This window comes from Erwinia tasmaniensis Et1/99 (genome assembly GCF_000026185.1).
In the GTDB taxonomy this organism is placed as follows: Bacteria; Pseudomonadota; Gammaproteobacteria; order Enterobacterales; family Enterobacteriaceae; genus Erwinia; species Erwinia tasmaniensis.
In genome coordinates, this window is sequence record NC_010694.1 from 3,772,984 (window position 1) to 3,786,928 (window position 13,945).

The following is a 13,945-nucleotide window of genomic DNA, read 5'->3' on the forward strand; positions in this document are numbered from 1 at the left end:
CACGCATCCTCAAGGATGTCACACAGCGGCATGAAATTTCTTAAAACAGATGGGGGTTATTATGCAAATGCCCGCCGTGAGGGCAAGTCACGACGGGCATTTGTAGCGGTTTTTCACAAATTAACTGCGGGTTGCATGATTTCAGACGCTTTTCACCTCATTTTTTCTGTGAACAAGCTGCTCTTTGAGCTTTTTCTCATCCAGCTGGCCGACCCACTTCGCCACGACCAGGGTCGCCACGCCGTTACCCACCAGATTGGTCAGCGCACGGGCCTCGGACATAAAGCGGTCAATACCGAGGATCAGTGCCAGTCCCGCTACCGGCAGATGCCCGACCGCAGACAGCGTTGCCGCCAGCACGATAAAACCGCTGCCGGTCACGCCCGCGGCGCCTTTTGATGAGAGCAGCAGCACCACCAGCAGAGTGATCTGATGCCAGATATCCATATGGCTGTTGGTTGCCTGGGCGATAAAGACAGCCGCCATCGTCAGATAAATCGACGTCCCATCAAGGTTGAAGGAGTATCCGGTCGGGATCACTAAACCCACCACCGATTTCTTGCACCCCAGGTTTTCCATCTTAGCCAACATACGTGGCAACGCCGATTCCGATGAGGAGGTGCCAAGTACGATCAGCAGCTCTTCTTTGATATAGGCGATAAATTTGAAGATGTTAAAGCCTACTACGCGGGCAATTAGCCCAAGCACCACCACCACAAACAGCAGACAGGTGATATAGAAACAGACGATCAGCTGGCCGAGCTGAACCAGAGACCCCACCCCGTACTTACCAATAGTGAACGCCATAGCGCCGAAAGCGCCGACCGGAGCCAGCCGCATAATCATATTGATAATGCCGAAAAACACGTGGGAAAAGCTGTCGATAAAGTTAAACACCAGCGTGCCTTTATCACCCATGCGGTGCAGCGCAAAGCCGAACAAAATAGCGAACAGCAACACCTGTAGAATATTACCGCTGGCAAAAGCGCCAATGACGCTGCCGGGGATCACATCCAGCAGGAACGCCACCACGCCCTGCTGTTCAGCCTGCTGGGCGTACATCGCTACCGCTTTGGCATCCAGCGTAGCCGGGTCAACGTTCATACCCGCGCCGGGTTGCAGTACGTTGACCACCACCAGACCGATAATCAAGGCAATGGTGCTGACCACCTCAAAATAGATCAGCGCTACGGCACCGGTGCGCCCAACGGCCTTCATACTTTCCATACCGGCAATCCCTGAGACAACGGTACAGAAGATCACCGGGGCAATAATCATTTTAATCAGCTTAACAAAGCCGTCACCCAGAGGCTTCATCTGAGCGCCCAGCTCAGGGTTGAAGTGACCCAACAGGACGCCGATAGCGATAGCAGCCAACACCTGGAAATAGAGGCTTTTGAACAGAGAAGGTTTCATATAATTTCCGTTAATCGCTTTAATTATTATCAAAGGAAAGATAACGCGAAAGTAACATCGGATTAACGAGATAGATATATCGTGCGCAAGGCCAGGACCTTGCACAGTTCATTTTTATGAGCTGAATCACTTCAGTTGGATCTTGTAAAACTAAAGAAAGTAAGGGCGTGCGAACACAGCCCGCGACGCCATTCAGGCATTCGACAGATAGCGTCGGTTAAATTGGGGCAGCGGCAGCGCTTCCGCATAGAGATATCCCTGAGCGTAGTGGATACCACAGGCCAGCAGCTGCTCGCGCTGTTCTTCGGTTTCGACACCTTCAGCAATCACGTCCAGCTTCACGATCCCGGCAATCGCCGCCACGATGTGCACCATAGTGGCATCAAGGGGCAGCGCCGCAACGAAACTACGATCCATCTTCAGCTTGTCTATCGGCAGGGTTTTAAACTGATTTAGCCAGTTAAGGTTGGCATAACCCATGCCAAAATCATCCAGCGCCACGGCAACGCCGGTCTTTTGCAGCCCCTGTAGCAGCAGCAGCGCCTGCTCTGGCTCACCAATCTGGGCAGTTTCCGTAATTTCCACCACCAGGCGGCCGGGACAGATATCATAGCGCTGGATCAGGGCCTGCAAGTGGGTCACCATCGCCGCCTCGCGCAGCTGGATGGCGGAAAGATTCACGCTTAACGTCAGATCAGAGCCTCTCTGTTTCCAGATCGCCAGGATGCGGCAGGACTCTTCAAATACCCAGTGCCCGAGTGCTGCGATCACGCCAATTTCTTCCGCGTTAGCAATTAAATCTCCCGGCAAAGACCAGGTGCCATCAGGCTGACGCATACGCAACAGCGCCTCGGCACCGACCAGTTGGCCGCTGCGCATATCCACCTGCGGCTGTAGCCACAGCGCAAACTGTTCCTCTGCCAACCCCTGTAGAATGTCATGCTCCTGGGTCAGACGCTTTTGCGCTCGCTCGGTCAGTCCCACATCAAAGAACAGGATCTGATTTTTTCCCTCGTGACGCGCTGACATCATCGCCGAGACGGAACGCGCCAGCAGGTCGTCGGCGCTGATACCTGCTTCGCGCTGCGCGATGCCGATACTGACATTGGGGCGCAGCTGCATATGCTGGAGTAACACCGGCTGATTAAGCGCCTGCATCAGATTACGTGCCAGCCTCAGTGCGCGAAAGGGGTTGTTGGCTGGCTTGATGAGCAGGGCAAAATCACCGATCGACAGCTGCCCCAGCACCGTATGCTCATCAATACAGGCGCGAATTTTACCTACCAGTGTCAGGAGCAAAGCGTTGCGCTGCTCGTCGGTTACCAGGCCATTCGCTTCCAGCAGCGTTTCAATACGCACGACCATGACCGTAAATACGCTCGCGCTACCCACCGCGCTCAAATGCTGTTCCAGCAACGCGAGAAACAGGGTTTTGTTCGGCAAATCGCTCAAGGCAAAGTAAGTGCTCTGGCGGCTCATCTCATCATACCTGGCGCTCAGCGCCTGCTGATTTCGGTTGTAGTTACGGATGAGAAGGCCTATCTCGTCATTACGGTGATACTTAGGCATTGATAACTGATGGGTAACCGCCTGCTGTGGCGTAAGATCCTGAAACGCATTAGCAATGTTGCGCAGCGGGCGCACCATCAGTCGGTTAATACACCAGCTGATAGAAACCGACAGAATAAGCGCCAGCAGCAGGTAGGCCGTGACCATGGTCGAGACTGCGCTAAGGATAAACTGGTAAACACGCCATGAATCCGCCTGCAGCACTAAAAAGGCCAACGGTTTGGGGTTAGCGGGTTCGACCGAGTAGAGCGGTACGGTGATTTGCACCGGCAGTTCAAACAGCCGGGCGATAAAGTGAGGTATCGGTTTTTCCGCGGCAAACTCGGAATGCAGCGCCTGTAAGCCGTTGGGCAATACGACCTCTGCCCGCGCAAGTATCCCGGCCGGGCCGAGCGAATTCAGGATAAATTCGGCCTGCGCGATATCCGCTTTCAGCACCGCCTGCGAAAGGGGATGACGCACGGTATGCGCCACGTTCTCCATCTGTTGGGCGTAATCAATCCTGCGCTGCTGCACAAAGTGAAAAAGCTGTATGACGATAAAGATACAGACGGTGACCAGCACAACGCTGGAAATGGTCGCCATTTGCTTAATCTTTAATGAACGACTGACGCGCAAGCAAGCTCTCCGAAGCGCTGAATGGGTTATTTAGCGCGTTTAGGGCGAAAACAGCCCTGAGTATACCCTAAGGTAACAACTTATTAAGCTAACATGCCTGGCCAGCGGCCCTTTAAGTGTTTTCCTGGACAAAATCATCACGTTGCTCGCGGAGCCGCGCAGCGTTGACCCGCGCGGAGAATTAGGTACAGGGTCCGGGGAGTGACGGTTCTAAGAATGGCGACCTGATAAAGCGATTACGGACACCTCAGATCGGGCCGCATCCACCTGCTGGGCTGGCCGGGGGCGACCGGCACGCCCGGCGATGTTTAGCGGCTTTTAAACGCCAGCCACGCCAGCAATTGCAGACTCGACGAATAGTAGTCTTCGCTGGCACCCGGCGAATCGTTGAGATACCCGGCGTCATCCAGCGTTAAATCGCGTACCGCCAGCAGGCCACCCGCCATATTGTAGGGGGCTTTCTCATTTGTCAGCACATCAATCCATGCCGGAGTTTGCAGACGCGGGAACCCCATCCAGAAACGCTGGAACGGCACCAGGCGCAGAGAAGCCGCATCATACCAGTGCAGGTACAGCGGAATGCGGATCGCATCATAACTAAAACGCGCGGGCCAGGCGGTGGCCGGAGCCAGCGAGCCGTCGACGTTCATCGCCACCCAGTCCAGCGGTAAAGCGGTGTCGCCGAAGCGCATTTCGGTCAGTAAATCCAGCCCATCTTTAATCAGTTTATCCCACAATTTTAAATGGCTGCGCCGGGCAAAATCCCGCCAGGCGGGGAAGACAAAGTAGGAGGGATTCAGCACCACGTAACTGGTTTTATTAAAGCCCTCTGCGCCAGGCAGCATCAGGGTGCGGCCGCCAAAGACGATCACGTTATGGGCGACAATGGCGCGCTGAATACGGTCTGACTGCTGTAGCCAGCCGGCAACCTGCCACTTTTCACCCGCCTGCAGCAGCGCCCAGGCAATCAGTACATCACCATCGGCGGCATTATTTTTGTCGCTGACGGGATCGCGAGCCGCAGGATTGTATTTCCAGTAGAACAGGCCATTTTTCGGGTTACTCAGGTTGTTTTGCGTCCAACGCCACAGCTTGTCAAAGCTGCTGCGATCGTCGTAATACACCGCCATCAGCATCGCATAGCCCTGACCTTCCGTGTGGCTGACGTTCTGATTACCCGTATCCTGAATGCGCCCGTCGCTGGTCATAAAGCGAAGTTTAAAGCTGCTCCAGCCATCGGCTGCGGCTGCCTGGGCCATTCCCAGCATCAGCGCCAGCAGCAGCAAGCCCGTCCTGAACATTGCCATCATCTTGCCTCTCAAGCCTGATAACGAAAACGAAGTGAACCGTCATCGGTTTCTTCATGTGACAGCCCAACCCTATCGCTGCCGCCCTGGCTACGCAGCCAGCCCGCATACAGTCCGAGCAGCACCGCCCCCATGGCCAGTTGCCACTGCCCATGCGTCATAACACCATCACCCGCCGGCAGCGCACGGTGATCGATAACGATCGCGTTGTGACAGGGGCGCAGATCGACAAAGCCCCAGTGGAACTGGGCCAGCACCTTGTTGATCCGATCCTCCAGATCGGCCACGGTTCGCGCCTCACCCAACGGGTAACGGACGGCCAGTTTCTCACCCATCTGGTGCAAAAATGCCTGGGTTTCCTGCTCACCCGCATTATCCAGCATGCTGCCGATCGTCACGCTCAACAGATCGAACCAGCCCGGATGAGACTGCCGTTGTCGATAATATTGCAGGGTGTATTCCTGTAATAACGGACTCATGCTTATTTGCCTCCCAGCATGTAGCGCAAGTGGAGTTGTGCCGTACTTTCGTTATAGTCACCAAAGGTGTCATAGCCGAGCTGGCCGCCGATGGTCACGTTTTTGTTAATCTTATAGTCTGCGCCAGCATGAATGTTATAGCCGATGCCACTCTTACTGCTGCCGCCGAAAGAGGCTTCTTTTGCGTAGCCTGCTGTGACCATTTCCTCCAGCAGCGACTGATACTCTCCGTTATTCGGGAAGTAAGCGCTGCTGTTCTGAGTGTAGGATTGATAGCCTACAGAACCGCCCAATTTAACGCTCAGATCGTCGTAAGTCTGTGAGAAGTCCACCGGCAACGACACGCTGATATAGTCCTGCGGACTAAAGTAGCCGCCCTGGCCAAAACTGTAGTTGCTGAGATTTTTTGAGAAGTTCATCCAGCTGATGTTAATCCCGGTTTTCAGCTCGCGATCGCTAGAGTGAAACGGACGCACATAGACCCCGGCATTGGCCATTAAGGCATTATTGCTGGCCACGTTTTCACCCGTATAGCCGTATCCACCGCCCCCCGCATAAAATCCGGCATCGCCATCATCGTAGCTTAACAACGCGTTAGCACCGTTTTTGGTGACCCGTCCCCAGCGCTTACCCGAGTATTGATCCTTCATACCCACATAGGAGAGCAGGCTGTCGGCCACGGCGCGGCGTTCACCGGTCAGGATCAGCGTCAGGTAGTCCGTCAGTTTAGGTGCCCATTTAATCCCGCCGACCAGAGTACTGAGATCCTGGCCGAGCGGCGTACTGCCGAGGTCGATACGGTAACTCTCGCCGCTTAACGCCAGGTTGAGCTCCACGCCGGACGCCGTCTGGGGATCCGAGGAGTAGGTGCTCGCGCTATCAAGGTTAACTTTGCGCGACGAAGCCGCGAGATAATTTTTGAGGGCGGTGTTGCCGTTGATCGCGTTGAGATTGCTCAACCCGCTGTTAGTGAACGGGTTGTAATCAGCCGTGTCGATCCCATTCAGGCTATCCAACGCGGATGCGACATCCGGGTTGGCGGCATTGAACGCATCTACGCCCTTCGTATTGCCATTAGCGCTGTCCGTGGCCCGCAACGCGTTAAGAGAGTCCTGTTCGTTCTTGATGTTCTGGATCTGATTGGCCACCGCCACGCCAGCGGCACCGGTTCCCAGACGGCGATAAGCATCGCCGCTGGCGCTGCCCGCGCTTAGCGTCATTGGCGTCACGGTGAAGTCGACACGCGCATCGCCCAGCGGCGAGCTGGACCAGGTGAGCGGCGCTTTAACTTCATTCAACTTGCTCAGACCCTCTTCACCATCGCGGCCGCGGACCTGTACTCCGGCCTGCGCCCAGGTGCCGGTCTCCGCTTGCAGAGAATCCATCAGGGTATCAATCTGGCGCAGCGTCTGATTCGGCCCGCTGACGCCATCAATACTGCGGTAGTCACGCGCATCCGGTGACTGCTGCCACGGCATGGCGTTGCCATAGGTCGACGGGGACGGAACGGCTGAAAGCGTGGTGCGGTTGATGAACGGGTTATCCGCCAGCGCCAGACCGCCAATGTCGACAGCACTGCCGACATGGCTGCCCTCCAGTCCCAGCATTTTACCCTTAGCACTGCGCAGATAGCCCAGCGCCCGGCTGCGGTCGCCGTCTGCTTCTGATACTCGCGCCAGCAGCAGCAAACGCTGTGGTGAAGGTTCACCGTGCAGGCCAGCCGCCAGCTCACGCGCTTTCGCCACGTCATTCAGCGCCAGCGCGGTATTGATCGCCCCTTCACGCGCCTCCTGGCCTGGCCTATCCCGCGTCATCAGATAGTTGTAAACCACCGCCGCTTCTTTGTTCATTTTGCCGGACTGATACAGGCGCGCCATAGCAAACATCAGGTCACCGTTCTGCGGATCTTGTTGTAGGGCGCCAATCAGCCTGTCGTAGGCGGCGGCATACTGTTTGCGTTCGCGCAGCTCATCCACCTGATTGATTAACGCGCCGTTGCGCACGCCGGCCAGCTGCATGCGGGTACTGCGCGCCTGCAATTGAGGATTATCAATAAAGCTTTGCGCTTCCTCTGCCAGCCCGGCCCGATCCAGCACCGCCAGCTGCGCCGCATAGTCGCCGGCATTGCCCTGAACACCACGCCGCATATTGTTACGCACCACCGCCACGGCGGTAGAAAGGTCGCCTGCCTGCGCCAGACCGGCCGCCAGGTTCCCCGCGTCGAGGGGGTTGTACGGTGGATCCACCGCCAGCGCCTTCAGGGTATTGGCCGCTGCCGCCGTAGAACCCTGTGCCAGATAGCGCCGGGCCACCACCATCTGCTGGTTAAAATTGACCCGCCGCATCAGATCGCGCATATCCGTGTTCCGGTCGCGGGGAGGAATGCGCGACAGCAGGCTTTGCGCCTGCGGCCAGGCATCGTTTTCGCTGGCAAGCAGCGCGGCAGCATAGATCTCGCTGCTGCCGGCCCCCGGGCGAAAGGCGGGCTGCATCACGTCGGCGGCTGCGGCGGTGTTGCCCTGCTGCTGATAGATACGCGCAAGGTCAAGACGTAACCAGCCATCGTTCGGAAAACGCTGCAACCCCTGTTGCAGGATACCTATGGCACGCTGCGCATCCCCCGCCGCCAGCCGCTGCTGTGCTTCGTGCCGCAGGGGAGCGCTGCTGGCGACCGGGCGCGGCGTCACGGCCTCGCGGACGCTGGCCGGTAGTGACGCCAGCAGGGTGTTGGCTTCGGCAGTACGATTCTGCTGGCGCAGCACGTAAAACAGCCCCTCCCGCGCCTGGCGGTTAGCCGCATCGTCGGCCAGCACGGCGCGATAGATCGGCTCCGCCCGATCCGGCCGATCGCTAAGACGCAGTACGTCCGCGCGGAACAGTTTCGCCGCAACGCCTTTTTCACCTTCCGCCTGCGCCAGCGGCGCGCTCAGACTCAGCGCCTGCGCGCTGTCGCCGGATTTCAGCGCCTGTTGTGCGTTGGCCAACTGACCGTAGAAACGCGCGTCGTCTGCCTGCTGCTGACGCTGCTGGCTGTCGTTACCGCCGAGTTTCGCCGCACGATCCAGGTAATCTGCCGCCTGAGAATAGCGTCCGCTGCGCTGCGCCGCATAGCCAAGCCCGGCCAGCGCATCCGCATCCTGCGGGTTAGTCTGTAAGACCTCGTCGAAGGCGCTCTGCGCCGCCGGAATATCGCCACTGTCCAGCGCACTAAAGCCCTGGTCTTTTTCCGCCACCGCGACATTTTTCCGATAGTAGTCGGGCACCTCCTGGTCACGCGGATGGCGCTGCTGGAAATTCTGGTACAGCGGCGCGTCACCGGGCCGGGGGACAAGCCAGAGCAGCGCCTGGCGCAGGGAACGATCGGCATCGGTATTGCCGTCCGCCAGCCCTTCCAGCATCTGTAAACCTTCACGCCGGGTGGACTCCTGGTAAGTCAGGGCTTTGCCAAGGGCCAGTTTCGCGCCGATATCCTGCGGTTGACGGGCGGAGAACTGCCGCAGATTATCCACCGCCTGCGGCAGCAGGCTGCGGTCACCGGCCATCGTCAGATAATACTCCGCCGCGACGCTGGCCGGAGGCGAGTTACCGCTGAAGGTATTACGCCAGGTTTGCAGCGCGCCGGCGGTGTTGCCGCTGCGCGCCTGCTGACGCGCCAGCGCCAGCTGTGCCGCCGGCAGGGCCTGGAGCTGAAGGTCGTTATCCAGCTCTGCCAGACGTGCTTCCCGCGTCGGGAGCTGGCCCAGTCGGGCGCGCCATTTGGCCGCTTCAGCGGCGTCCCCTTTCTGCTGTGACCACAACGCCATCAGATACAGCGCCTGCGCGTTGTTGCCGTCGACCAGCAGGACTTTTTGTAACGCCTCACGCGCCAAATCATCGTGGGCTTTCTGATGCCAGTAGTTGGCCTGGTCGAACAGCGCCTGGAGTGCAGGATTGTCAGCCGCCGCATATGCCGGTAACGCCACCATCGACAATGCCAGGCCGCTGCCCATCGCCCAACGCTGGCGAAAACGGCCGATGGCGTGAACAGGTTTATTTTTCATCATCTTTTTTCCCGCCAGAAGACCCCGGCTTACCTCGTGGGTGCAGACGATGCCGCGCATGGCGTTCCAGCAGAACCCAGACACTCAGGCCGACGAGGGTTGAACAAAACAGCGCCAGCAGTGACAGCAGCACCGCATGCTGGTTGGCATACCACACTACCCTCAGATACCACGGCATTTCTCCACTCGGGAACTGTGCGCCCACGCGAAAGCTGCGAATCGCGTTTTCGTCAGTAATGATCGCCGTGTCGCCACGGATACCGGCGTTGATCTTCCTGGAGGTCATATCGTTATGCAGACGCGACAGCTGGTCGTCATTGGTCGCCACGGCCATCACCACCACACGGCCAGGGTTCCACGGCGAACGGTAGCTGATAAAACCACGCCACTCCTCGTTAGAGGAGAGATAACGGTCTGCGTCAAGCGTCTGACGATACCAGTCTCCGTCCAGCCAGCCGCGCAGCCTATTCAGCGTATCGGGGACCTTGACGCCAAGCGTATGGTGATTGAACTCATAGGGAGAGTCGGCCAAGATCTGCTGGTTAAAAACGCTCTGCTCCAGCGTCGACACGGCGAGAATATCGCTGTTTCCCAGACGTTCACGCTGCGTGCCGTCAGGCGGGATACCAAACATCACGCTGTTGTGGAACAGCGCCACGCCGGTGGCATTACCGGAACGGCCGGCCATATCCAGCAGGGTGCTGATTTCGCCATTGGACGGCTTTTCAGGCAGCATCAGCACGGTTTGCGAGTAGTCTGCAAGGCGAGAGAATGGGAAAGACGCGCCGACGAAATAGGCGAGGTTCGGCAGTAGTGTAAAATGGCGCGTATGGCTGAGATCGATAAAGGAGTCGCCCTCAATGCGGCTTTTGATATTGTTGTTGGCCAGTACGCTACAGGGTGCGTTGTTCTTTGGCTTAATATCGAAATAGAGTTGCATCTGGTTGTCACCGTAGATCAGATACGGGTCCAGCCGCAGCGTATACTGCTCCTGGCGTGCATCGCCACCAAGACGGTGCCAGATACTCTCCAGCAGGCCGACTTTGTTCACCGTCAGGTTGCGCAGAAAGGTGCCGTTCAGCGTGACGTTCAGCAGCGAGTTATCTTCATCAATCCAGCTTTCTGACGGAAAACGATAGTTGAGCAGCACGGGAACGCTGTCACCGTCCCATAAAAATAAGTCCGGCGCGGCACGGAAGTTAACGCGCAGCGCGTCGTGCCAGATACCGGTAGTGGTCAGGTCCTGATCTTTGCGCAGCAGTTCGCTAAGGCGAACCGGGCGATCGGTGTCGATCCAACGCGGCGCATCATACGGCTTGCGCAGCGGGATCTCCTGCCGTGCGACCGCCAGCCGGGGCGCGTCCTGTTCCAGCGGTTGCAGCAGACGCCAGGTCGCCTGACGCAGCGCGTCATCATCCTTGCCCATCACCAGTAACAGCTTGTACGCAGGGTTATTCGGGTTATCGATAAGTTGCAATGACGGACCTTCACCGTCGGGCAACGTCAGAGCGCCAATTTTTTCGCCGGGATGAGCAAAAATCACCCCATTTTGCTCCGGCAGCTGTCCGCGTATCACCGGGAAGCTGACACCACGATAATCGGCCTGGATCCCCATCCAGGACGCCAGTATCGCCGCCGCACTTACCGTTCCCGGTGTGGCATTTTGGCCAAAGCCGATGACCACGCTGGCCGGGCTCATGCGCAGCGGATCGATAAACGGAAGAGGGAAATGACGCAGGCTGTTACCGGTATTCAGCAGTAGCCCTTCAAGCGCCAGCCGGGATTGTGGCAGGATCGTCACCTGATAGCGCCGCGCGCTGTCACGCTCACACATCAGCCTGTCCACATCATTAATTTTAAAGCTCAAATTGTTGCGGGAAACCACCATCGCCGCCGGAATGTCCAGCTCATACTCTTCGCTGGCGCTGTCCGTTGCGCTCAGCGGCAGCGTACCCAGCGGCTGACCATTCAGCATCAGTTGCAGCGAAGCGTTGCGCGCCGCCAGCGCGGGCGAGACTTTCAGCAACAGGTTAAGCCGTGCATGAGTCACCACCCGATCGTTCGGAAGGGTAAAGATAATGCCTGCCTCTAGCTGCCCCCCATTCAGAGTCACCCCCCGGGTTTGCCCCATCTCCGCCACGCTAATCGCGCTGGAGATCGGCTGCACAACAGGCGCGTCATCAGCAATGGCCGGAAGCGGGGGCAGCCCCTGTTGAGGGTCGGCAGACAGCCCAACTGGCGCTGGTGCCGCGGAGCCAACGTGCGCCGGAGGAGGGATATCCGCCAGCGCATCACTGTTCCGGGTCACGTCGGCAGGCGCTGCCTGAACGGCGCAAAAGGTGAGCACCGCGCATAAACACAGGGCGCGCACGATAAGCTGCTTCATGCCGCACCCTCCTCTTTTATTTGCGTCTGACTTTTTTTCTTCGCCCGGAGGTCTTTCCATGACAGCCAAAACAGTTCAAATACGGTACGAATAATGTTCAACAACGAACGCAGCGGATTATCTTTGTATTCCGACGTGTTAAGCCACGCATCCGCACGCGACAGCACCACGCGCACCAGCTCACGCCGGCGCGCAAGCGGCATTTCCTCAAACTGCAGGCGGATCACGCCATCGTGCGCGTCGATATACTGCACCGGCATCGAGATAGTGGCGGAATGCAGGATCACATCTATTGCTTCGATGTCATCATTTTCATGGCGCGCGTCCGGCGCGTGGATTTGTGCGCCGCCCATTGACAGATTGATGGTATGAGTACGTGAAGAGATGCCGCTGGCGTAGTGCACAATAGCGGGCAGAGCGGCATCGATACGGATAGTTTTGCGCACCTGTCTGGTTTCACGCGCAACGGCGATGGCAGCCATCAGGATGATCAGGCTAAAGCTTGCCCAGCCCACGTTCAGCGCGATCACATAGCGGTCAACGCCAAAGTAATCCTGGGCCGTGCCGCGCACGATGCCGCTGACCACGCCAGCAAACAGTAACAGGGCACAAATAATGTGTGGCCGCACAATATTGAAGTCAAAGAAACCGACGTCCAGCAGGCCGCCTTTGTCCGTCACGTTAAACTTACCGTGTTTAGGTGAAATCATCGTCAGCAGCGTAGGGAGCACCAGATGGAATGCCATCACCGTTTCATATATCTCACCCCAGAAACTGGCGCGGAAACGGCCATTCATACGGGCGTTGACGTACAGCGACATCACCAGATGCGGCAGCACGTAGGCAAAGATCAGGCTGGCCGAAGAGTGAATAATATTGAGATTAAACAGCAGATAGGCCAGCGGCGCGGTCAGGAATACCACACGCGGCAGGCCGAACTGGAAATGCAGCATGGCGTTGAGATAGCACAGCCGCTGCTGCCATTTCAGACCCCGGCCAAGCAGCGGGTTATCCACGCGAAATATCTGCGTCATGCCCCGCGCCCAGCGGGTCCGCTGGATAATATGCAGGCCAAGCCGTTCGGTCGCCAGCCCGGCCGCCAGCGGGATGGCCAGAAAGGCGGTTCCCCACCCCCGGCGCTGCATTTTCAGTGCGGTATGCGCATCCTCGGTGACCGTCTCCACGGCAAAACCGCCGATCTCTTCCAGCGCACAGCGGCGTATAACCGCACAGGAACCGCAGAAGAAAGTGGCATTCCAGTTATCGTTACCCTGCTGAACAGGACCATAGAATAGCGCCCCTTCATTTGGGATCTCACGCGCGGCTTTCAGGTTACGTTCAAAGGGGTCCGGCGAATAAAAGTAGTGTGGCGTCTGTAACAGCGCCAGCCTGGCGTCTTTCAGGAAGGCACCCACCGTTGCCTGTAAAAAGGTGCGGGTCGCCACATGGTCACAGTCAAATACGCATATCAGCTCACCCTGAGTGATGTGCAATGCGTGATTCAGGTTACCGGCTTTCGCGTGGCGGTTATCAGGCCGGGTGATATAGCCAACGCCGGCATCGGCGGCAAAGCGCGCAAATTCACTGCGTTTCCCGTCATCCAACAGGTAAATTTTTATCTTATCCTGCGGATAGTCGATGCACTGGGCCGCCAGAACGGTATCACGCACCACGTCGAGGCTTTCGTTATAGCTGGGAACATAGACATCGACCGTTGGCCACAGGCGGACATCAGCAGGCAACGGTTCGATAGTGCGCTTAAGCGGCCAGCATGTTTGCAGATAACCGAGGATGAGAATAAGCCAGACATACAGCTCGGCAAGAAATAGGCCGATACACAGAATCGCTTCTATTTCAGAATTGAAGTGCAGCGTTTCTGTCGCGCGCCAATAAATATAACGGGTCGACATTAGCGTGGACAGCACAACCATAATCAAAGAAATTTTTTTGTTTTTACTAAGACTTAATAAAAACAGCAGTGCAATCGAAACCAGCCCAAAAATATATTGCTTTTGGCTATCCATAGGAGCCACTACGATAACAGCAGCCAGCGGAAACAATATCAGCAACAGCAGATAAAACAGGACCTTATTCATAGGTCATCCAAATTATATTGTTATACCAGGTGGC

General features: G+C 57.3%; 7 protein-coding genes. All 7 read right to left on the reverse strand.

Annotation, left to right across the window (positions count from 1 at the left end; genetic code table 11):
* Window positions 1–141: 141 nt before the first annotated feature.
* The 7 genes from ETA_RS18120 to bcsA all read right to left on the reverse strand — a co-directional run bounded on the left by ETA_RS18120 (window position 142) and on the right by bcsA (window position 13,911).
* On the reverse strand, window positions 142–1,416 hold the full coding sequence (locus ETA_RS18120; protein ID WP_012443055.1) for a dicarboxylate/amino acid:cation symporter: 1,275 nt from the start codon (window positions 1,414–1,416) through the stop codon (window positions 142–144).
* 192 nt (window positions 1,417–1,608) lie between these two features.
* Window positions 1,609–3,603 (reverse strand): biofilm formation regulator HmsP, encoded by a 1,995-nt coding sequence (hmsP, locus tag ETA_RS18125; RefSeq protein ID WP_012443056.1) that lies wholly within the window; start codon window positions 3,601–3,603, stop codon window positions 1,609–1,611.
* 308 nt (window positions 3,604–3,911) lie between these two features.
* Window positions 3,912–4,913: a glycosyl hydrolase family 8 gene (locus ETA_RS18130; protein WP_012443057.1), complete on the reverse strand. Its 1,002-nt coding sequence runs from the start codon at window positions 4,911–4,913 to the stop codon at window positions 3,912–3,914.
* 8 nt (window positions 4,914–4,921) lie between these two features.
* Entirely contained in the window at window positions 4,922–5,389 is a 468-nt protein-coding gene (gene bcsD, locus ETA_RS18135) for a cellulose biosynthesis protein BcsD (RefSeq protein WP_012443058.1), read from the reverse strand.
* Window positions 5,390–5,391: 2 nt separating this feature from the next.
* Window positions 5,392–9,489: a cellulose biosynthesis protein BcsC gene (locus ETA_RS18140; RefSeq protein WP_042959214.1), complete on the reverse strand. Its 4,098-nt coding sequence runs from the start codon at window positions 9,487–9,489 to the stop codon at window positions 5,392–5,394.
* Entirely contained in the window at window positions 9,419–11,815 is a 2,397-nt protein-coding gene (gene bcsB / locus ETA_RS18145; RefSeq protein WP_012443060.1) for a cellulose biosynthesis cyclic di-GMP-binding regulatory protein BcsB, read from the reverse strand. The genes ETA_RS18140 and bcsB overlap by 71 nt, the downstream gene beginning before the upstream one ends.
* On the reverse strand, window positions 11,812–13,911 hold the full coding sequence (gene bcsA / locus ETA_RS18150) for a UDP-forming cellulose synthase catalytic subunit (RefSeq protein WP_012443061.1): 2,100 nt from the start codon (window positions 13,909–13,911) through the stop codon (window positions 11,812–11,814). The genes bcsB and bcsA overlap by 4 nt, the downstream gene beginning before the upstream one ends.
* Window positions 13,912–13,945: the final 34 nt, after the last annotated feature.

What these genes read in the sequence shown, in the direction of transcription:
- bcsA (WP_012443061.1), bottom strand. Translation starts at nt 13,911, where the DNA reads ATGAATAAGGTCCTGTTTTATCTGCTGTTGCTGATATTGTTTCCGCTG.
- ETA_RS18120 (WP_012443055.1), bottom strand. Translation starts at nt 1,416, where the DNA reads ATGAAACCTTCTCTGTTCAAAAGCCTCTATTTCCAGGTGTTGGCTGCT.
- ETA_RS18140 (WP_042959214.1), bottom strand. Translation starts at nt 9,489, where the DNA reads ATGCGCGGCATCGTCTGCACCCACGAGGTAAGCCGGGGTCTTCTGGCG.
- bcsB (WP_012443060.1), bottom strand. Translation starts at nt 11,815, where the DNA reads ATGAAGCAGCTTATCGTGCGCGCCCTGTGTTTATGCGCGGTGCTCACC.
- bcsD (WP_012443058.1), bottom strand. Translation starts at nt 5,389, where the DNA reads ATGAGTCCGTTATTACAGGAATACACCCTGCAATATTATCGACAACGG.
- ETA_RS18130 (WP_012443057.1), bottom strand. Translation starts at nt 4,913, where the DNA reads ATGATGGCAATGTTCAGGACGGGCTTGCTGCTGCTGGCGCTGATGCTG.